Annotated in this window: 14 protein-coding genes and 1 riboswitch; of the genes, 4 read left to right on the forward strand and 10 right to left on the reverse strand. The window is 63.0% G+C overall.

Annotated features, from left to right (window positions below; genetic code table 11):
* Nucleotides 1-108: 108 nt before the first annotated feature.
* The 5 genes from AB6O04_RS00555 to ahcY all read right to left on the reverse strand — a co-directional run bounded on the left by AB6O04_RS00555 (nucleotide 109) and on the right by ahcY (nucleotide 4,945).
* A complete protein-coding gene (locus tag AB6O04_RS00555) occupies nucleotides 109-1,014 on the reverse strand; it encodes a branched-chain amino acid transaminase (protein WP_368561659.1) in 906 nt (301 codons plus the stop codon).
* 195 nt (nucleotides 1,015-1,209) lie between these two features.
* Complete coding sequence (locus AB6O04_RS00560; protein WP_368561660.1) at nucleotides 1,210-1,803, reverse strand: hypothetical protein; 594 nt, start codon at nucleotides 1,801-1,803, stop codon at nucleotides 1,210-1,212.
* Between the two features lie 241 nt (nucleotides 1,804-2,044).
* Entirely contained in the window at nucleotides 2,045-2,884 is an 840-nt protein-coding gene (metF, locus tag AB6O04_RS00565; protein WP_368561661.1) for a methylenetetrahydrofolate reductase [NAD(P)H], read from the reverse strand.
* An 8-nt stretch (nucleotides 2,885-2,892) separates the two neighbouring features.
* The gene (locus tag AB6O04_RS00570) at nucleotides 2,893-3,426 is read right to left on the reverse strand and encodes an N-acetyltransferase family protein (protein WP_368561662.1); all 534 of its coding nucleotides are present in this window, start codon (nucleotides 3,424-3,426) and stop codon (nucleotides 2,893-2,895) included.
* An 85-nt stretch (nucleotides 3,427-3,511) separates the two neighbouring features.
* The gene (ahcY, locus tag AB6O04_RS00575; RefSeq protein ID WP_368561663.1) at nucleotides 3,512-4,945 is read right to left on the reverse strand and encodes an adenosylhomocysteinase; all 1,434 of its coding nucleotides are present in this window, start codon (nucleotides 4,943-4,945) and stop codon (nucleotides 3,512-3,514) included.
* Between the two features lie 39 nt (nucleotides 4,946-4,984).
* A riboswitch (S-adenosyl-L-homocysteine riboswitch) is annotated at nucleotides 4,985-5,107 on the reverse strand.
* Between the two features lie 222 nt (nucleotides 5,108-5,329).
* Between ahcY and ppc the strand changes: the two genes are divergently transcribed.
* On the forward strand, nucleotides 5,330-8,053 hold the full coding sequence (gene ppc, locus AB6O04_RS00580) for a phosphoenolpyruvate carboxylase (protein WP_368561664.1): 2,724 nt from the start codon (nucleotides 5,330-5,332) through the stop codon (nucleotides 8,051-8,053).
* A 423-nt stretch (nucleotides 8,054-8,476) separates the two neighbouring features.
* Here ppc and AB6O04_RS00585 read toward each other — a convergent pair whose 3' ends face one another.
* From AB6O04_RS00585 to AB6O04_RS00600, 4 genes are all read right to left on the reverse strand, one after another.
* Nucleotides 8,477-10,354: an ATP-binding cassette domain-containing protein gene (locus AB6O04_RS00585; protein ID WP_368561665.1), complete on the reverse strand. Its 1,878-nt coding sequence runs from the start codon at nucleotides 10,352-10,354 to the stop codon at nucleotides 8,477-8,479.
* Nucleotides 10,355-10,578: 224 nt separating this feature from the next.
* Nucleotides 10,579-11,562, reverse strand: a complete 984-nt coding sequence (locus AB6O04_RS00590) for a phosphatidate cytidylyltransferase (protein ID WP_368561666.1) — start codon at nucleotides 11,560-11,562, stop codon at nucleotides 10,579-10,581.
* Nucleotides 11,559-12,152: a lysophospholipid acyltransferase family protein gene (locus AB6O04_RS00595; RefSeq protein WP_368561667.1), complete on the reverse strand. Its 594-nt coding sequence runs from the start codon at nucleotides 12,150-12,152 to the stop codon at nucleotides 11,559-11,561. The genes AB6O04_RS00590 and AB6O04_RS00595 overlap by 4 nt, the downstream gene beginning before the upstream one ends.
* On the reverse strand, nucleotides 12,152-12,775 hold the full coding sequence (locus AB6O04_RS00600) for a CDP-alcohol phosphatidyltransferase family protein (protein ID WP_368561668.1): 624 nt from the start codon (nucleotides 12,773-12,775) through the stop codon (nucleotides 12,152-12,154). The genes AB6O04_RS00595 and AB6O04_RS00600 overlap by 1 nt, the downstream gene beginning before the upstream one ends.
* Nucleotides 12,776-13,275: 500 nt before the next feature.
* Here AB6O04_RS00600 and AB6O04_RS00605 point away from each other — a divergent pair, with 500 nt between their 5' ends.
* Genes AB6O04_RS00605 through AB6O04_RS00615 form a run of 3 tightly spaced genes read left to right on the forward strand, consistent with a single transcriptional unit; the run spans nucleotide 13,276 to nucleotide 17,095 of the window.
* Nucleotides 13,276-13,806 carry an Hsp20/alpha crystallin family protein gene (locus AB6O04_RS00605; RefSeq protein ID WP_368561669.1) on the forward strand — a complete coding sequence of 177 codons (531 nt, stop codon included), beginning with the start codon at nucleotides 13,276-13,278 and terminating at the stop codon, nucleotides 13,804-13,806.
* A gap of 49 nt (nucleotides 13,807-13,855) precedes the next feature.
* Entirely contained in the window at nucleotides 13,856-14,974 is a 1,119-nt protein-coding gene (locus AB6O04_RS00610) for a glycosyltransferase family 4 protein (RefSeq protein WP_368561670.1), read from the forward strand.
* 9 nt (nucleotides 14,975-14,983) lie between these two features.
* Nucleotides 14,984-17,095, forward strand: coding sequence for a glycogen debranching N-terminal domain-containing protein (locus AB6O04_RS00615; RefSeq protein WP_368561671.1), 2,112 nt, complete (start codon nucleotides 14,984-14,986; stop codon nucleotides 17,093-17,095).
* Between the two features lie 224 nt (nucleotides 17,096-17,319).
* Here AB6O04_RS00615 and metK read toward each other — a convergent pair whose 3' ends face one another.
* Entirely contained in the window at nucleotides 17,320-18,531 is a 1,212-nt protein-coding gene (gene metK, locus AB6O04_RS00620; RefSeq protein WP_368561672.1) for a methionine adenosyltransferase, read from the reverse strand.
* Nucleotides 18,532-18,602 lie beyond the last annotated feature (71 nt).

The following is an 18,602-nucleotide window of genomic DNA, read 5'->3' on the forward strand; positions in this document are numbered from 1 at the left end:
GCTTTCGCGTTTCCCAGGCAGGATCGAAGAGCAGCCGAGCAAGCTCGGCTCTACGACAAGCCGCTCGATCGAACCTGCAATGCGAGCGATACGCCGGGTAGGGGGGAGCTACTCCAACCAGCCATAACGATCCTCCGTGCTGCCGTCGAACAGACCGAAGAACAGCTGCTGGATTCGCTTGGTGACCGGCCCGGGTTTACCGGTGCCGACGGGTTTGCCATCGACCGATCGCAATGGCGTGATTTCCGCCGCCGTGCCGCACATCATCAGTTCGTCGCACAGGTACAGGTATTCCCGCGGGATGTCTCGCTCCACTACGGAGATGCCTTCGTCGCGAGCCAGGCGGATGATCGAATTGCGGGTGATACCGGTAAGGATCGACGCACTTGCCGGTGTCGTGTGCAGTTCGCCGTCGAACACCAGGAACAGGTTTTCGCCCGCGCCCTCGCTCAGCAATCCTGTCGACGCCAACGCGATGCCTTCGCCATAACCATGGCGCCTCGCCTCGCGGGTCACCAATTGGCCGGAGAGATAGTTGCCGCCTGCCTTCGCACCCGCCGGTAGTGTATTGGGCGCGAAGCGTTGCCAGCTGGAAACGCAGGCGTCGATGCCGTTCTCCATGCCGTCTTCGCCCAGATAGCGCCCGAAAGCCATGGCGGCCACCGCGACATCGATCGGCGTGTCGGCGGCGATGCCGATGCCACCGTAGCCGCGGAAGGCGACCGGCCGCAGATAGGCTTTGGTCAAGCCGTTGACGCGAACGACTTCACGGCAGGCGGCGTTGATTTCGTCCAGCGTGTAGGGAATATCGATGTCGTAGATCTTGGCTGACTGGAACAGGCGCTTGATGTGGTCGGTCAGCCGGAAGATCGCAGTACCCTGCGGTGTCTCATAGGCACGGATGCCCTCGAAAACCGAAGAGCCGTAATGGATGGCATGCGCCATGACATGCGTGGTGGCTTCCGCCCATGGCTTGATCGTACCGTTGTGCCAGATTTTCTCGGGAAAGTTCATGGCGGCTCTCCGTTGGGGTGGTTCGATTCTGCACCAATTGGGGACCGTGAGGCGTAGGTCGGCCGTAACCATATTGAGTGGAGCCGCTAGTGGAACCGGGCGCGTGTTGTAGGAGCGGCGTCCCTGCCGCGAGCTCTTCGCTTTTATCGCGATTTGACGGGAAGAGCTCGCGGCGGGGACGCCGCTCCTACAGGTCTAGAGGGTGATCCAGAAGCAACCGTAGTTGCGGCGCAGGCTGAACGAAGTTTCCGAGGGTGTGGCGCTGTTCTTCAGTGTCTGCACGATGCGCAGGCCGACGGGGCGCGGAAGCTGGGTGGTCTGCGGGTAGTAGCCGTCGGTATTCGTGTCCACTACGTTGCCGGCATCGTCCACTATCGGCGGCGGGGCTGGGCGTATCGGTACGATATCCACCAACGGGCGTTGCACCACCGCGTCCAGCCGGTCCAGTATCCGATGGGCGGCCGCATCCGAAGTTCCTGCCCACTGATAGACGCCCGCAAGCCGGTTGACGTCCTGTGCGCTGATGGCACCGGAAATCTGCGAAACCAGATCACTCAACGTACGCGAGCAACCTCCGCGATACAGATGGCTGGCGCTTGCGGAAGCTTCTGTGGCGGGAGACGGCAAGTGGTCCATCGCGCCGATATCCTCGCAGCGCTTATCGGTATAGACCGATTCCCCGGTCATCGTGGTACAGCGCTGCACGTCTTGTGCGGCGGCGGAAGGGATGTGGCCGATCAGCGCGCCGGGAGCTGTCAGTACCAGCAGGAACAGAACTAAAAATCGCATCTATCCAGCGTAACCGTGGTGGATCGGCAATGTCATCGGGCTGCCGCTGAGGAATGTGTGGATCGTTCAGATGAATGCTGGGTGCGGAGCACGAGCAGCCAGGTAGGAGCGGCGTCTCGCCGCGAGCTCTTGGCTTCTACCGTGATCTGACAGGAAGAGCTCGCGGCGAGACGCCGCTCCTACAACAGCAAAAACTTCTCCTACGGCAGCAAAAGCTGCTCCTATAAAGGATGTAAGAGGGTCAGCCGCCCCAGCCCAGCCGCTTCAATATGATCTGGGTGGGCTTGGACAGATTGAGGGTATAGAAGTGCAGGGCGGGCGCGCCGCCGGCGACCAGCCGTTCGCAGAGGCCGGCGACTACGTCGGCACCGAAATCGCGCACCGCTTCGGCATCGTCGCCAAACGCCTGCATGCGCTTGCCGATCCAGCGGGGGATCTCCGCCCCGCATGCTTCGGAGAAGCGCTTCAGCTGCGTGAAGTTGGAAATCGGCATGATGCCGGGAATGATCGGAATCTCCACACCCGCTTTGCGGGCAACATCCACGAACTGGAAATACGCGTCCGGGTTGTAGAAATACTGCGTGATCGCGCCGTCGGCGCCCGCGTCGACCTTGGCCTTGAAGTACTTCATGTCGGCCAGGGCGTCTTCCGATTGCGGGTGGGTTTCCGGATAACAGCCGACTTCGATGTGGAAGGCGTCGCCATGCTCGGCGCGGATGAATTCAATCAACTCCGAGGCGTAGCGCAGATCGCCGGGATGGCCCATGCCCGAAGGCAGATCGCCGCGCAGGGCGACAATGCGCTTGCAACCCAGGGCGCGATACAGCCGCAGCAACTCACGAATTTCCTCGCGGCTGCCACCGACACAGGAAAGGTGTGGCGCGGCATCGAAGCCATGGTGCTGGTGCAGATGGCGCACCGTTTCGGAGGTATAGCTAAGCGTCGAGCCGCCTGCGCCGAAGGTACACGACACATATTCCGGCGCATGCGTCTTGAGCTTCTCCGCAGTGCGGTCCAGCTGCGCCCGCTGCTCGTCGGTCTTGGGCGGGTAAAACTCGAAGGAGAGAGGGACAGCGGGCATACGTTTCCTCAGGCTTTGAGCGGCTGGCGCAGGTTGCGCCACCCGTACGCGACATCCAGCAGCGGAGCACCGCCGACCTCGATGGTTCTTTCCGATACGTAGGCGCCGCCTACGGACTCATAAAACTTGCGGAAAGGATTGCCGCCCAGCACCCACACGATCATCGACGTGAGGTTCTGTTGCAGCAAGGTTTCCGCGGTACTTTCGATCAAGCGCCGCCCGACACCGCGTCCCTGCCATTTCGGCGCCAGATAGAGCTTGTGCAGCTCGGCGACGTACGAGAGTTCCACATCGCGGTTCGGGCCCGCGCACGCAAAGCCGGCGATTTCCTGGTCCTGCGACTCGGCGACCAGAACGAAATCGCCATCGTTCGCCGACAGCAACGATCGCCAATAGTTCTCCTGGACCGCAGGGTCCATGGCACCCAGATACGTGTCCGGCACCAGCCCACGGTAAGTCGCGCGCCACGTGCTGATCTGCACGTGGGCGATACCGGAAACATCAGCCGGGACGGCGGAGCGGATTCGAAAAGACGCCTGCATCGGATCCCCAACAAAGAGCCGCGCGGCAGGTCGCTGCGCGGCGGTGACCAAGACGGGAGACCGGGTTGCGGCCTCCCGCTGCGGATCAGTAGCGGTAGTGGTCCGGCTTGTACGGCCCGTCCACCGACACGCCCAGGTAGTCGGCCTGTTCCTTGGTCAGTTTGGTCAGTTTCACGCCGATCTTTTCCAGGTGCAGGCGCGCTACTTCTTCGTCCAGCTGCTTTGGCAGGCGGTAGACGGTTTTTTCGTAGACGTCCTTGTTGGCCCACAGATCGATCTGCGCCAACGTCTGGTTGGAGAACGAGTTGGACATCACGAAGCTCGGGTGGCCGGTGGCGCAGCCCAGGTTGACCAGGCGGCCTTCGGCCAGCAGGAAGATCTCGTTTCCGCTCGGGAACACGAACTTGTCCACCTGCGGCTTGATGTTGATCTTCTTGACGCCGGGCAGGTTGTACAGCGCGTCCACCTGGATTTCGTTGTCGAAGTGGCCGATGTTGCACACGATGGCCTGGTTCTTCATGGCCTTCATGTGGTCGATGGTGATGATGTCCTTGTTGCCGGTGGTGGTGACGTAGATATCCGCCGTTCCCAGGGTGTCTTCGATGGTGTTGACCTCGAAGCCTTCCATCGCCGCCTGCAGTGCGCAGATCGGATCGATCTCGGTGACGATCACGCGGGCGCCGTAGGCACGCAGCGAGTGCGCCGAACCCTTGCCGACGTCGCCATAACCGCACACTACCGCCACCTTGCCGGCCAGCATCACGTCCATCGCGCGCTTCAGGCCGTCGGCCAGGGATTCGCGGCAGCCGTACAGGTTGTCGAACTTCGACTTGGTGACCGAGTCGTTGACGTTGATCGCCGGGACCAGCAGCGTGCCGGCTTCCATCATCTGGTACAGGCGGTGCACGCCAGTGGTGGTTTCTTCGGACACACCCTTCCAGTCCTTGACCACGTCGGTCCAGTAGCCCGGACGCTCCTGTTGCACGCGCTTGAGCAGGTTCTTGATCACTTGCTCTTCATGGCTGGACGACGGCGTGTTGACCCAGTCGCTGCCGTTTTCCAGCTCGTAGCCCTTGTGGATCAGCAGGGTGACGTCGCCGCCATCGTCGACCACCAATTGCGGGCCGAGTTTGCCATTGCCGAAGTTCAGGGCATCGAGCGTGCAGTCCCAGTATTCCTCCAGCGTCTCGCCCTTCCAGGCGAACACGGGGGTGCCGGTGACCGCAATCGCGGCAGCAGCATGATCCTGTGTGGAGAAGATGTTGCACGACGCCCAGCGCACATCGGCGCCCAAGTCGACCAGCGTCTCGATCAGCACGGCGGTCTGGATGGTCATGTGCAGCGAACCGGTCACGCGCACGCCTTTCAGCGGCTTGGTGGCGGCGTATTTCTTGCGGATAGACATCAGGCCGGGCATTTCGTGCTCGGCGATGTCCAGCTCTTTGCGGCCCCATTCGGCCAGCGAGATATCGGCGACCTTGTAATCGCCGTCGGTCGAGAAACTACGTACTGCGTTCATTCGTTTGGCTCCGGAAAAAGTGGCGAGCGGACTCGCATTCTTGACCGGGCGCCGTTACAAAAGAATCCTGCCGAGCCTGGCCGTGTCGTGAAAAGTCCGCACATGAAGTGCGGGCTTTGCGGAAGAATCCGCACACACCCGGTCGCAGCGCCCCTCGGCGAGGCGCGCCATTATATCGCTTGTTCCGGATGGAAAGATGACCAAAACGCCCGGGGCATGGGTTAGGCTTGGACTTGCTGCCATGCAGCAACGGCCGCCCGCCCCGCTCCGGGGTATGGCGGGGCCAGGGTGGGGTGCAGAATCGTTCGGACCACCGCCGGCTCCGTCGCACCGGAAGCGCAGGGCAGGTGGGTATCGCCGACCGACCGGAAAAACTTCGCTCAAATGAATAGCCCCCGCAGTCTGGAATTCGCTCCGCCCGATGTTCCGCTTCGTGAAGACGTGCGCCGCCTGGGCGCCCTGGTCGGCGACATGCTGGCCGAGCAGGTTTCCCCGGCGTTCCTGGATGAAGTGGAACGGGTGCGCACCACCGCCATCGCCCGCCGCCAAAGCAATGCACCCCCGCAGTCGCTGGCCGGGTTGCTGGCCGGCTTGGCGCCGCAAGACGCCGAATCGCTGATCCGCGCCTTCAGTACCTATTTCCAAGTAGTCAATATCGCCGAGCGCGTCCACCGTATCCGCCGCCGCCGCGATTACCAGCGTACCGGTAGCCGTACGCCGCAGCCCGACGGTTTGCACGATGCCCTTGTGAAGATGAAAGCCCAGGGCGTGACCTTGGAAGAACTTGCCGAATGGCTGCCGCGCATCGATATCGAACCGGTATTCACCGCGCATCCCACCGAAGCCGTGCGCCGCGCGCTGCTGGAGAAAGAGCAGCTGATGGTGGCCAGCCTGATCAACGACCTGGACGGCCAACGCACACCGGGCGAGCGCGCAACCGACATCGCCCGCTTCCGCATGGCGCTGACCTCCGCCTGGCAGACCTCCGACTCCTCGCCGGTCCGCCCGGGTGTGGAAGATGAGCGCGAGCACGTCGGCTTCTATCTGATCGAGGTGTTGTACCGGGTGATGCCGGTGCTCTACGAGACGCTGGAAAACGCGATCACCGAGGTCTATGGACCTTCGCCGGAAGTCACCGCGCATCTGCCCAGGTTGCTGCGCTTCGGCACCTGGGTGGGTGGCGACATGGATGGCAACCCGAACGTCGATGCCGGCACCATTGCCGCCACGCTGCAGGCGCAGCGCGCCGCCATCCTGACCCGCTACAAAAAGGAGCTGTGGCAGCTGACCTCGCTGCTTAGCCAGTCGACGTCGGTGGTCGGAGTTTCGCCCGAGGTGCTGGCGCGGCTGGAGGAATACCGTGCACTGCTGCCGAAGGCGGCGGCGCAATCGCGTCCGCGCCACGGCGACATGCCGTATCGGCTGCTCAACGACCTGATGCGCGAGCGCCTGCAGGCGACGCTTGAAGACCGGCCGGAAGGCTACGATTCGCCCGAACAGTTCGCCCACGACGTCGAGCTGATCCTGTGCAGTCTGGAAGCCAACCGCGGCGTCCACGCGGGTTGGTTCGCGGTGCGCCGACTGGCCTGGCGGGTGCGTAGCTTCGGCTTCCATCTGGCACGGCTGGACGTGCGTCAGGAGTCCAGCGTGCACGCACGCGCCGTGGCCGCAGCGTTGGGCGACGACGATTGGGAATCGCGCGATGCGGTGGAGCGGGGTGCCTTGCTGGGCGCCTACGCCAGCGGCGAAAAGACATTGCCTGCGGCAGACGATGAAACCAATCAACGGCTGGATGCCGTGTTCGCCACCTTGGCCGACGCCCGCCAGCGGCACGGCACTGAAGCACTGGGCGCCTACATCATCAGCATGGCGCACAACCGCGCCGACGTGCTGACCGTGCTCGCGCTGGCACGCCGCGGCGGATTGGTCGACGCTGACGGCCATGTGCCGCTGGACATCGCGCCGCTGTTCGAAACCGTGGGCGATCTGCAGCACGGCCCCGATACGTTGCGCGATCTGGTCGCCGATCCGGTCTACCGCGCTCATTTGGCCGCGCGCGACAACGTGCAGATGGCGATGCTGGGCTACTCCGATAGCGGCAAGGATGGCGGAATAGCCGCTTCGCGTTGGGGCTTGCAACGCGGCCAAGTGGAGCTGCTGCAGGCGGCCAAGGACCTGGGCATCAAGCTGACCTTCTTCCACGGTCGTGGCGGTTCCATCAGCCGCGGCGGCGGCAAGACCACGCGCGCGGTGGATGCCTCGCCGCGCGGTAGCGTGGACGGGCGGTTGCGGGTGACCGAGCAGGGCGAGGTCATCCATCGCAAGTACGGCATCCGCGCGTTGGCGCTGCGTTCGCTGGAGCAGGCGGCCGGTGCGGTGCTGGTGTCCAGCCTGCGTCCGCGTCCGCCGGAGCCGCGCGAAGCACAGTGGCGGGAAGTCATGGAGCGCGTCTCCACCGAAAGCACCAAGGCCTATCGCGCCTTCGTCGATGCGCCGGGTTTCATGGATTACTTCCGCAATGCCACGCCCATCGATGTGATCGAACGCATGACGTTGGGTTCGCGGCCGTCACGCCGGCTGGGCCAGGACGCGGCGCTCACCAATCTGCGCGCGATTCCCTGGGTGTTCGCGTGGAGCCAGGCACGCGCGGTGATTCCTGGTTGGTACGGCGTTGGCAGTGGTCTGAAGGCGGTGGTCGATGCGGGCGGCGAAGAGACGCTGCGTGAAATGGCTCGTGATTGGCCGTTCTTCAAGACTTTCCTCGACGACATTTCCATGGTGCTGGCCAAGGGCGATCTGAACATCGCGCAGATGTTTTCGCGCATGGCCGGACCGCTGCATGACGAATTCTTCCCGCGCATCGAGAACGAACATGCAATCACCCTGGAATGGGTGATGAAGTTGAACGGCAGCGAATGGCTGCTGCAGCACGACCAGCGGCTGGCGTTGTCGATCCGGTTGCGCAACCCCTATATCGACCCGATCAGCGTGCTGCAAGCGGACCTGCTGAAACGTTGGCGCGACAGCGGCCGCGAGGATGACAACCTGCTGCGCGTGCTGGTGGCCAGCATCAACGGCGTGTCGCAGGGTGTGCAGAATACAGGTTGATCGATTGCACGTTCGCGGTTGTAGGAGCGCCGTCCTCGGCGCGAGCTTTTGCTTTGTACCGCGCAATTAGCGAAGAGCTCGCGGCCGGAGGCCGCTCCTACAGAATCAGGATCAAATGGGGCATGCGGACAAAAGCATTGGATACCTTTTGTCCATGGTTGGTGAATGCGTGTCGGTATCTATGGGATTTCGGTCGCGACTCACGTCGCTCCCACAAAGGCGCGGTCTATCCCTGTGGGAGTCGCACCGGCATGCCGGTGCGGGTGAGTCGCGACCGGAACAATCAAGCAGTACAGAAATTCGGCCTTTGTAGGAGCGCCGTCCCGGCGCGAGCTTTTGCTTTGTACCGCGGCAACTAGCGAAGAGCTCGCGGCCAGAGGCCGCTCCTACAGAATCAAAAGCGCACGGCCAGCGCGATGACGATCAGCCGTCCAGCTCGCTCCAACGTCGATACGCGGTGTCCAGCTCAGCCTGCAACGCTGCAAGCGCTTCATTGGCTTTGAGCAGTGCGGCGGCATCTTGCTGATAGAAGCTGGGATCATTCATCGCCGCGGTGCGCTGTGCGATCTCCGTTTCCAGCGCTTCGATCCGGGCAGGCAATTGTTCCAGTTCGCGCGCGTCCTTGTAGCTGAGCTTGCGCTTGGGTTCCGCCGCGGCAGGCGCTGCGGCCGCAGCTGAAGCCGGTACCGGTTTGGCGGCAGTGTCGGGTTCGGTCGCGAACAGAGCCGCCGGCCGCTGGCGCACCCAGTCGCTGTAGCCGCCCACGTAATCCGCCAACCGTCCTTGGCCTTCCAGCACCAGGGTGCTGGTGACCACGTTGTCCAGGAATTCGCGGTCGTGCGAAACCAGCAGCAGCGTGCCTTTGTAGTCAATCAGCAATTCTTCCAGCAGTTCCAGCGTTTCCACGTCCAGATCGTTGGTGGGTTCGTCCATCACCAGCAAGTTGGAAGGCTGTGCGAACAGCTTGGCCAGCAACAGCCGATTGCGTTCGCCGCCGGACAGGCGGGTGATGGGGCCGCGGGCACGTTCCGGCGAGAACAGGAAATCCTGCAGGTAGCCGATGATGTGCTTGCGACTGCCGTTGATCTCGACGAAGTCGCTACCCTCGGCCACGTTCTCCAATGCATTGCGGCTTTCATCGAGCTGGCTGCGGTGCTGGTCGAAATAGGCGATCTGCAATCCGGTGCCCAGCGTCACTTCGCCCTGCTGCGGTTTCATCTCGCCCAGCAGGATTTTCAGCAACGTCGATTTGCCCGCGCCATTGGGACCAATGATGCCCACGCGATCGCCGCGAAAGATGGTCGTCGACACGTTGTCCAGCAGCACCCGGCCGTCATAGGACTGAGTGATGTGCTTGGCTTCAATGACTTTCTTGCCGGAGTTCTGCGCGGCGGCGGTTGCCATCCTGACGTTGCCGGTCAGGTCGCGGCGCTGCGCGCGTTCGCGGCGCATCGCCTTCAACGCGGTCACGCGGCCTTCGTTGCGGGTGCGGCGTGCCTTGATGCCTTGGCGGATCCACACTTCTTCCTGTGCCAGCAGTTTGTCGAAACGCGCGTTCTCCTGCGCCTCGGCATGCAGCCGCTCTTCGCGGCGGCGCAGGTAGTTTTCGTAGTCGCCGGGCCAACTGGTGACCTGTCCGCGATCGATCTCGACAATGCGGGTGGCCAGCGAACGCAAGAAACTACGATCGTGGGTGACGAAAACGATGCTGCCTTCGAACTGCTTCAGGAAACCTTCCAGCCAGGCGATCGCATCGATATCCAGGTGGTTGGTGGGCTCGTCCAGCAACAGGATGTCGGGTTTGCGCACCAGCGCCTGCGCCAGCAGCACGCGGCGCTTCATGCCGCCCGACAATGCGGCGAAGTCCGCGTCTTCGGGCAATTCCAGTTTGGCCAGCACCTGTTCCACGCGCCGGTCCAGATCCCAGCCGTGCTGCGCTTCGATCTGGGTCTGGGCCTCGCCCATCGCGTCCATATCGCCGTCCGCCAGTGCATGGTGATAGCGCGCCAGCAGGTGGCCCAGGTCGCCCAGGCCTTCCGCGACCACGTCGAACACCGTGCCGTTGGTGTCCTGCGGCACTTCCTGCGCCATCCGCGCGACCACCACGCCGTTCTGCAGCCGTACCTCGCCGTCGTCGGCTTTCAGTTCGCCGGCCAACAGCCGCATCAGGGTGGATTTGCCCGCACCATTACGCCCCACGATACAGATGCGCTCGTTGGGTTCAATGTTGAGGTCGACGTGTTCGAGTAGCAGCGGCCCGCCGACACTGAAGTCGACCCGCTGGAGTTGCATTAAGGACATCCGGCCATTGTACTGCGCCGGACCGGCGGACGCGGCGTTGCCCTCGTAGAGCGGAGCTTGCTCCGCTGTTCTTCTCCGTCGGTAGCAAGCAAAGCAGCGGAGCAAGCTCCGCTCTACGAAAAGCGCCTTTAATCGGCTACTCCATATCACCTGCCGTTGCGACGGCCCCATTGCCACTGACTCGGAGCCATCACGGGGCGCAGCTCCGCTCTACGAGGACCTAGCTACTGAAACCCATACCTGACCACATGAAAAAACACCGGTGCGGCGAATACCACCGAATCCAGCCGGTCCAGGATGCCGCCGTGGCCTTCGATCATTTCGCCCCAATCCTTGGCGCCCAGGCTGCGTTTGACCGCCGACAGCGCCAGCCCGCCCAGGAATCCGCACAGGACGATCAGCAGCGACAGCAGTGCGGACTGCAGCGGTGTGAACGGGGTGATCCACCACAGCGCGGCGCCGATGCCCGCCGCCGCCAGGCCACCGCCGACCAGGCCTTCCACGGTTTTCGACGGGCTGACCTGCGGCGCCAACAGATGCTTGCCGAACAACTTGCCGAATACGTATTGCAAAACATCGCTCAGCTGCACCACCAGCAACAGGTAGAACAACAGCATCAGGTTCTGCCCTTCATAGCCAGGGATGCGCAATAGCATCAGCGCCGGCGCATGGCTCAGGCAGTACACCGTCAGCATCAGCGCCCATTGGATCTTGGTGTTGCGCTCCAGGAACTGTTCGGTATCGCCGGATAACGCGGATACCGCCGGCAACAGCAGAAAGCCATAGACCGGAATGCACATGACGAACAAGCCATACCAATCCGTGCCGATCAGCCAGTACTGCAGCGGAATGGCGACGTAGAAGCACAGGCACAGAGAAAAATGATCGCCGCGCCGGGTTGGCGTGAGGGTGACGAATTCGCGCAGCGCGAAGAACGACAACAAGCCGTAAAGCACCAACGTGGCGACCTTGCCCAGCACGAAGCAGGCCACCAGCACCGCCACCATCACCCACCAGGCGCGGATGCGGGCGTTGAGGTTGTCGATGACCGCGCCGGGTTTGCGCCGGCCCAGCAGCCAGCCGATAGCGCTGGCGAGCAGCAGCAGCGCGATCACGCCACCGATGACCCACCAGAACTTCATAGGCGCACGTGCGATGGCCGCCTGCAGGAAGCTATCCAATTGCTCGGTGGGAACGGTCAGTTTCATGCCAGGTCCACCACTGCCTGCCAGGCGCGCTGCAGGAAGACCGCTTTGTCTTCACCTTGCCGCAAATCCACCGGCGCACCGAAACGCACAGTGCACACCAACGGCACGGGAACCGGGCTGCCCTTAGGCAGACAGCGACGCGCATTGTCCAGGTATACCGCGATCAATTCGACGTGCGGGTAGCGCTGCGCCAGATGAAACAGACCGGATTTGAACGGCTGTGGAAGGGGCTCGTAGTTGCGTGTGCCTTCCGGAAAAATGATCAGCGAGTCGCCCGCATCCAGGGCGTCGTAGAGCGGTTGCAACGGGTCGCCTGCGCATTTCTCGCGGTCCCGTTCGATCAGCACCGCATTGAAGCCGCGCCGGGCGATCACTTCGCGAATCCCGCTGCCCCAGTAATCGCGCGCGGCCACCGGCCGGGTACGAGCCCGCAGTCCGGGCGGCAGCGCCGACCACAACGCCACCGTATCCAGGTGGCTGGCGTGATTGGCGAAATAGATCCGTTGTGTTGTCGAGGGCTGGCTGCCGCGCCAGCGCGGATAGGCGCCAATGAAAAGTTTTACCGCCGCGACCAGCAGGCGCGACAGCATCAGCCGCCTGCCTGCAGCTGCGCGGCAATGGCGCGGGTACGACTAATGCAAGTAAGCAGTGAACCGGCGGCAATCACGCCGCTGCCGATGATCAGGCTGTAGTCGCTGCCGAGGGTCATCCGCTCGGCGATGGCCAGCAGGCAGGCGGCGGTCAGTACCGCCATCCGGTGTTGCTTGGCCATCGGGCCGCGGAAATCCTGCGCCAGTCCCAGGCTGCCGCCGAAGATGCGCACATAGGCGGTCAGGGCCGCCAGTAGTGCGCCCAACCAGCCCAGCCAGGGCGTGAAGGCCGCATAGCCCAGGCCGACGATCAGCAGCGAGTCGGCGATACGGTCGGGGAATTCATTGAACAGCGCACCGGTTGCGGTCTGTTTGCCGCCTTCCATCGCGACCATGCCATCCAACAAGTTGCAGACCAGCCGCAGTTGTACGCAGATGGCGCACAGCAACAGACCAGGCACGGTGGGCGACCAAACCAGCATCATCGCGCCAAGAGCGGCGAAGAAGATGCTCAATACCGAGATCTGGTTGGGCGTGATGGATGATTGCGCCAGCGCAGCACTGAGCTTCGCAGCCCAGCCGCTGGCACGCGCGGCGATCGGTCGTCGGTCGTTGGTCCCCATTGCGACGATGGTAAGCGAAAGCTTTGCGGAGCGTGTGCGGTAGGGCGGTCGAATGCGGAAAGCCGTTCCGTAAGCGCCCGCTGGCCTAGGCGGGAGAACCGGTCGATGAAGCACGCGTGTCCGCTACGCCCACACGGCTGGACACCGGATTCCGCCGGGAATGTGCGCGGTCTCGCAGTTCAGTCGTTGCCACTGCCGCGCTTGATGGCCGGCCGCGACTCCACGGCCGCTCCAACACAATATTGACGCGGTTTCTACTACACCTAATTCAAGCTAACCGCACCCGCAACCGCGGCCATTGAAATGCGCGACATCTCTCCTTAATTGCGCGGTATGTCGTTGCGAACGGTGACGTATGAGGGCGGCCCGCGCCGGTACGCGCAACGCCTTCCTGGAACTTCTCCAGGCGCCGTGCCATGGCCGTGGCGTTTGACTTCCTGCGCGACTCTTCGCGGGCCACTCGACCATCGCGCAACCGTGGTTGATATGAGGAGCACATCATGAACGTAAGGCATTTGACTCCACGCCATCGCGAACGCGCGTCCCAGCTACGCGAGAGTGGCGATCCCTTGGTGAACCTGCAGCGGCAGATGGACCGGCTGTTCGACGGTGTGATGCGCCAGTTCGACCGCCCCATATTCGACCGGCCGTTGTCCCGGTTCGGTTTCGACCGTGAAAGCGATTGGCCCGGTGTCGAACTGAGCGAACGCGACAAGGAACTGGTACTGACCGCGGAACTCCCGGGCATGAGCGAGCGGGACGTCGAGGTGCTGCATGAAGGCGACGGCTTGCTACTGCGTGGCGAGCGCCGCGATGTTCGCGAGGATGCCGGCCGCCGCTACAGCGAGTATTACTACGGCCGTTTCGAACGGCGCATCCCGATAGAAACCGACGTCGAGTGGGACCAGGTCAAGGCAGAGTTCCGCGACGGACTGCTGACGGTGACTTTGCCGAAGACACCGCGAGCACAGGTGGGCAGGCGCATTCCCATCAACCGCGGTGATGATCAGGACCGGACGCCCACGCCGTAAACCTTCTGGTTGGTCCCCGCCGGCAACGACCATCTGACGGACTCGTCCCATGCGTATCGCCCATATCGCACCTTTGTATGAATCGGTACCGCCGCGCCTGTATGGCGGCACCGAACGTATCGTGGCTTATCTGGCCGATGCGCTAGTCGATCTGGGCCACGATGTCACCGTCTTCGCCAGCGGCGACAGCAGCACCCGTGCCGAGCTGGTTTCGGCGCGGGCGCTCGCCTTCCGGCTGGACCCTCATCCGCTCAAATCCGACCTGGCCGCGCATCTGTCGATGCTGCATGAAGTACGTCGCCGCGCCGACGAGTTCGATCTGTTGCACTTCCATGTCGATCTGCTGCATTTCCCGTTGTTCGAAGACATCGCCGAACGCACCGTCACTACGTTGCATGGCCGCCTGGATCTGGAGGATCTAGCCGGCATCTATCAACGGTGGCCGCGCTTTCCGCTGGTGTCGATTTCCGATCGGCAGCGCCTGCCGTTGCGATTTGCCCACTGGGTCGGCACCGCGTATCACGGCTTGCCTCCGGAATTGCTGGAACCCCCCGCCACGCCCAGCGGGGGCTACGTGGCATTTCTGGGGCGCATTTCGCCTGAGAAGCGGCCAGACCGCGCTATCTCCATCGCACGGCGTGCCGGCCGGCCGCTGAGGATGGCAGCCAAGGTCGATGCGGTAGACGTAGGCTACTACCGCGAAGAGATCGAGCCGTTGATGACGGGAGGCGGTGTTGAGTTCATCGGTGAGATCAATGATGCAGGCAAGCGCCTGTTCCTGGGCAACGCCGATGCGCTGCTATTTCCGATCGATTGGCCGGAACCTTTCGGGCTGGTGATGATCGAGGCAATGGCGTGCGGAACGCCGGTGATCGCTTGGGATTGCGGTTCGGTACGCGAAGTAATCGACCATGGCGTGACCGGTTTCATCGTCGATTCGGAAGAGCAGGCGGTGGAAGCGGTGGCGCGTTTGCCGGAGCTCGATCGTGGCGAGATCCGGCGCGTGTTCGAACGGCGTTTTTCGGCACCGGTCATGGCCAGGCGCTATCTGGAACTCTACGAGTCGGTGCTGACGAGTTCTGCTATGGGCGCCGATATGTCGCCTACACGGTCGCTTTCACCCACGCTGCCCGCCCAGCCGGCAACGGCGCTGGTCTATAGCGCCTGATCCTGCGGCATGCTGACCACGGTCCCCGGCAACATCCAGACCAGCTATTCGCTCAAAGAGGGCGACAGTTTCCTGGTATGCGACGCGCAAGGCGACATCTACGGCGATTCGGACGGTTTGTTTCATGAGGGCACGCGCACGCTGTCGCGCCTGCGTCTTTGCCTCGACGGTGATCAACCTACTTTGCTGAGCGCGGCGATTGCGCAGGACAAAGTGGTGTTCACTTCGCATCTGACCAACCGGCCGCTGCCGCCGATCGGTGGCAACCCAGCGGCACAGGGCGTGATCCACATAGAGCGTTCGCGATTTTTATGGAGCGGACGTCTGTACGAACGTGTCGACTGTGTGAACTACGCCGAGAACGAAGTCGTCCTACCGCTGCTGATTGAATTCGGTGCCGATTTCCGCGACATGTTCGAGGTGCGCGGCATGCAGCGGGCGCGCCGCGGCGATTATCCGCCGGTGGACCTGAGTACGGATGCGGCGACGCTGCGCTATCTCGGTCTGGATGGGACCCTTCGCAGTACCGTGATCAGTTTTTCGATGTCGCCATCGTCGTTGACCGAAGAGAAGGCCCGGTTCGATGTGCGGCTGTTGCCTCATCAGGGATTCGAGCTGTATCTGGAAGTCGGTACCGAACCGTCACGGCCAGGACGCGAACGCTACCGCGCCGCGACCATCCAGGCGCGGGGCTCGATGCGCGCACGGCGGCGCTCCGGTGGGCGGCTACGCGGCGGTGGCTTGCTGTTCGATGCCTGGCTTGAACGCTCGCGCACCGACATCGCATTGCTGGCCAGTGAGTTGCCTTCAGGCCGCTATCCCTATGCGGGTATCCCGTGGTTCTCAACGCCCTTCGGCCGTGACGCGATCATCACCGCCTTGCAGACGCTCTGGATCGACCCCGGCCTGGCGCGCGGCGTGCTGAAGTTTCTGGCCGAACGCCAAGCGCAGGAGACGTCCGCCTTCCGCGACTCCGCACCGGGCAAGATCATGCATGAGTCCCGCAAGGGCGAGATGGCCGCGTTGGGCGAGATACCGTTCGGGCTGTATTACGGTGGTGTCGACACCACGCCGCTGTTCGTGATGTTGGCCGGTCGTTACTTTCGCCGCACCGGCGACCTCGCGTTGTTGGAAATGCTATGGCCTGCCTTGCGGCAAGCGATGGAATGGATTGAGCGCAGCTGCGATGCCGACGCCGATGGCCTGCTGGCCTATGCGCGTGGTGAGGCCAGTGGGCTGGCCAACCAGGGCTGGAAGGACAGCGGCGACTCGATTTTCCACGAAGATGGCAGCATGCCGAACGGACCCATCGCACTCGTGGAAGTGCAGGGTTATGTGTTCTCCGCCTTGGAAGCCATGGCCTCGCTGGCGGCGATGCGTGGGGAAGAAGAAGCCGCCATCCGCTGGCGGATCCGCGCCGAACGAACGCGCGAAACCGTCGAAATGCGGTTCTGGGACGAGGCACTGGATTTCTATGCGCTGGCGCGGGACGGCGAGGGACGCATGTGCCGCGTTCGCGCCTCCAATCCGGGACATTTGCTCTACGTTGGCCTGCCTCAACTGTCGCGGGCGCAGCGGGTGATCGCGCAGCTGTGCTCGCCTCCGTTCGACAACGGCTGGGGCGTGCGCACGCTGGCCTCGGATCAGCCGCGCTTCAATCCCATGTCGTACCACAACGGCTCGGTATGGCCACACGATGTCGCGCTGTGCGCCGCCGGCATGGCGCACTACGGCGCGCGCCGGCAGAGCATGCACCTGTTGGGTGAAGTGTTCGAAGCGGCCACGCATTTCGGCATGCGCTTGCCGGAATTGTTCTGCGGCTTTCCGCGTGTAACGGGCGAACCGCCTATCGCCTATCCGGTTGCCTGCCTGCCGCAGGCGTGGTCGGCCGGATCGGTGTTCATGCTGTTGCAGGCCTGCCTGGGTCTACAGGTGGATGCCGCGCGCAGCGAGGTGATCATTGATCACCCGCAGCTGCCTTACGGCGTGGATCGATTGCGTGTCGAACGCCTGGACGTCGCCGGCGCTCGCGTGGACCTGATGTTCGAACGCGTCAGCGACCGCGTACTGGCCGCGCATGCCGGCGGCTCGCCAGAGGTACGAGTGACGGTGCGGTTGTAGCGTTGCGATTTATGCGTGGCTCGGCCGACTTTGTTTCTTCAATAGCTAAAATATTGGACACGGATTGACACGGAAAGAAGCGGATAAAGCATTGATGCTTTTCATCCGTGTTTATCTGTGTTGATCCGTGTCTAGAGCTCTTTAGCTTTGGGTCGCGACCAAACAAAAAAAACGGGCCACTTGCGCGGCCCGTCTGTCTTTCCTGGCGAAGAAGAAGCCGGGGCTTACTTCAACCCGGCATCCTTGCGCAGCGCTTCGGCGCGGTCCGTCTTTTCCCACGAGAACGCGGTAGCGGTGTGCTTCTTGCCGGCGCTGTCGACGTAGCCGATTTCCTGCGGCTTGCGGCCGAAGTGGCCGTAGGCGGCGGTCTGCTGGTACATCGGATGGATCAGGTCGAGCATCTGGATGATGCCGTACGGGCGCAGGTCGAAATGCTTGCGGATCAGCTTCTCGATCTTCTGGTCGTCGATTTTGCCGGTACCGAAGGTGGTCACCGAGATCGACGTCGGCTCGGCCACGCCAATCGCATACGACAACTGCACTTCGCAGCGGTCGGCCAGGCCGGCAGCGACCACATTCTTGGCCACATAGCGCGCGGCATAGGCGGCGGAACGGTCCACCTTGGATGGATCCTTGCCCGAGAACGCGCCACCGCCGTGACGGGCCCAGCCGCCGTAGGTGTCGACGATAATCTTGCGGCCGGTCAGGCCGCAGTCGCCCACCGGTCCGCCGATCACGAACTTGCCGGTCGGATTGATGTGGAACTTGGTGCCCTTGTGCAGCCACTTGGCAGGCAGCACCGGCTTGACGATGTGCTCGCGCACGGCTTCGACCAGATCCTTCTGCTTGATGTCCGGATCGTGCTGGGTGGACAGCACCACGGCGTCGATCGCCACGGCCTTGCCATTCTCATAGCGCAGGGTGACCTGGCTCTTGGCATCCGGGCGCAGCCACGGCAGCGGGGAGTTCTTCTTCTTGCGCACCTTGGCCTGCTGTTCGACCAGGCGGTGCGACAGGTGGATGGCCGCCGGCATGTAGCTGTCGGTTTCGTTGGTGGCGTAGCCGAACATCAAGCCCTGGTCGCCAGCGCCTTGCTCTTCGGGCTTTTTGCGGTCCACACCCTGGTTGATGTCAGGGGATTGCTTGCCGATCAGGTTCAGCACGCCGCAGGTGGCGCCGTCGAAGCCGACGTCGCTGCTGTCGTAGCCGATGTCCACGATCACCTTGCGGGTCAGCGCTTCCAGATCGATCCAGGCGGAGGTGGTGATTTCCCCGGCCACGATGGCCACACCGGTCTTGACCAGTGTTTCGCATGCCACGCGGGCGCGCTTGTCCTGGGCCAGGATGGCATCGAGGACGGCGTCGGAAATCTGGTCGGCGACCTTGTCCGGATGGCCTTCGGAGACCGATTCGGAGGTGAACAGGTAGTTGGACATCGGGCTTATATCCCTTGATTCGGATGAAAAGATGGGTGCGCATGATACACGCGCCGGGCGGAACGTGCATT

The organism is Pseudoxanthomonas sp. UTMC 1351 (assembly GCF_040948865.1).
Classification (GTDB): domain Bacteria; phylum Pseudomonadota; class Gammaproteobacteria; order Xanthomonadales; family Xanthomonadaceae; genus Pseudoxanthomonas_A.

What these genes read in the sequence shown, in the direction of transcription:
- AB6O04_RS00555 (WP_368561659.1), bottom strand. Translation starts at nt 1,014, where the DNA reads ATGAACTTTCCCGAGAAAATCTGGCACAACGGTACGATCAAGCCATGG.
- AB6O04_RS00560 (WP_368561660.1), bottom strand. Translation starts at nt 1,803, where the DNA reads ATGCGATTTTTAGTTCTGTTCCTGCTGGTACTGACAGCTCCCGGCGCG.
- metF (WP_368561661.1), bottom strand. Translation starts at nt 2,884, where the DNA reads ATGCCCGCTGTCCCTCTCTCCTTCGAGTTTTACCCGCCCAAGACCGAC.
- AB6O04_RS00570 (WP_368561662.1), bottom strand. Translation starts at nt 3,426, where the DNA reads ATGCAGGCGTCTTTTCGAATCCGCTCCGCCGTCCCGGCTGATGTTTCC.
- ahcY (WP_368561663.1), bottom strand. Translation starts at nt 4,945, where the DNA reads ATGAACGCAGTACGTAGTTTCTCGACCGACGGCGATTACAAGGTCGCC.
- ppc (WP_368561664.1), top strand. Translation starts at nt 5,330, where the DNA reads ATGAATAGCCCCCGCAGTCTGGAATTCGCTCCGCCCGATGTTCCGCTT.
- AB6O04_RS00585 (WP_368561665.1), bottom strand. Translation starts at nt 10,354, where the DNA reads ATGTCCTTAATGCAACTCCAGCGGGTCGACTTCAGTGTCGGCGGGCCG.
- AB6O04_RS00590 (WP_368561666.1), bottom strand. Translation starts at nt 11,562, where the DNA reads ATGAAACTGACCGTTCCCACCGAGCAATTGGATAGCTTCCTGCAGGCG.
- AB6O04_RS00595 (WP_368561667.1), bottom strand. Translation starts at nt 12,152, where the DNA reads ATGCTGTCGCGCCTGCTGGTCGCGGCGGTAAAACTTTTCATTGGCGCC.
- AB6O04_RS00600 (WP_368561668.1), bottom strand. Translation starts at nt 12,775, where the DNA reads ATGGGGACCAACGACCGACGACCGATCGCCGCGCGTGCCAGCGGCTGG.
- AB6O04_RS00605 (WP_368561669.1), top strand. Translation starts at nt 13,276, where the DNA reads ATGAACGTAAGGCATTTGACTCCACGCCATCGCGAACGCGCGTCCCAG.
- AB6O04_RS00610 (WP_368561670.1), top strand. Translation starts at nt 13,856, where the DNA reads ATGCGTATCGCCCATATCGCACCTTTGTATGAATCGGTACCGCCGCGC.
- AB6O04_RS00615 (WP_368561671.1), top strand. Translation starts at nt 14,984, where the DNA reads ATGCTGACCACGGTCCCCGGCAACATCCAGACCAGCTATTCGCTCAAA.
- metK (WP_368561672.1), bottom strand. Translation starts at nt 18,531, where the DNA reads ATGTCCAACTACCTGTTCACCTCCGAATCGGTCTCCGAAGGCCATCCG.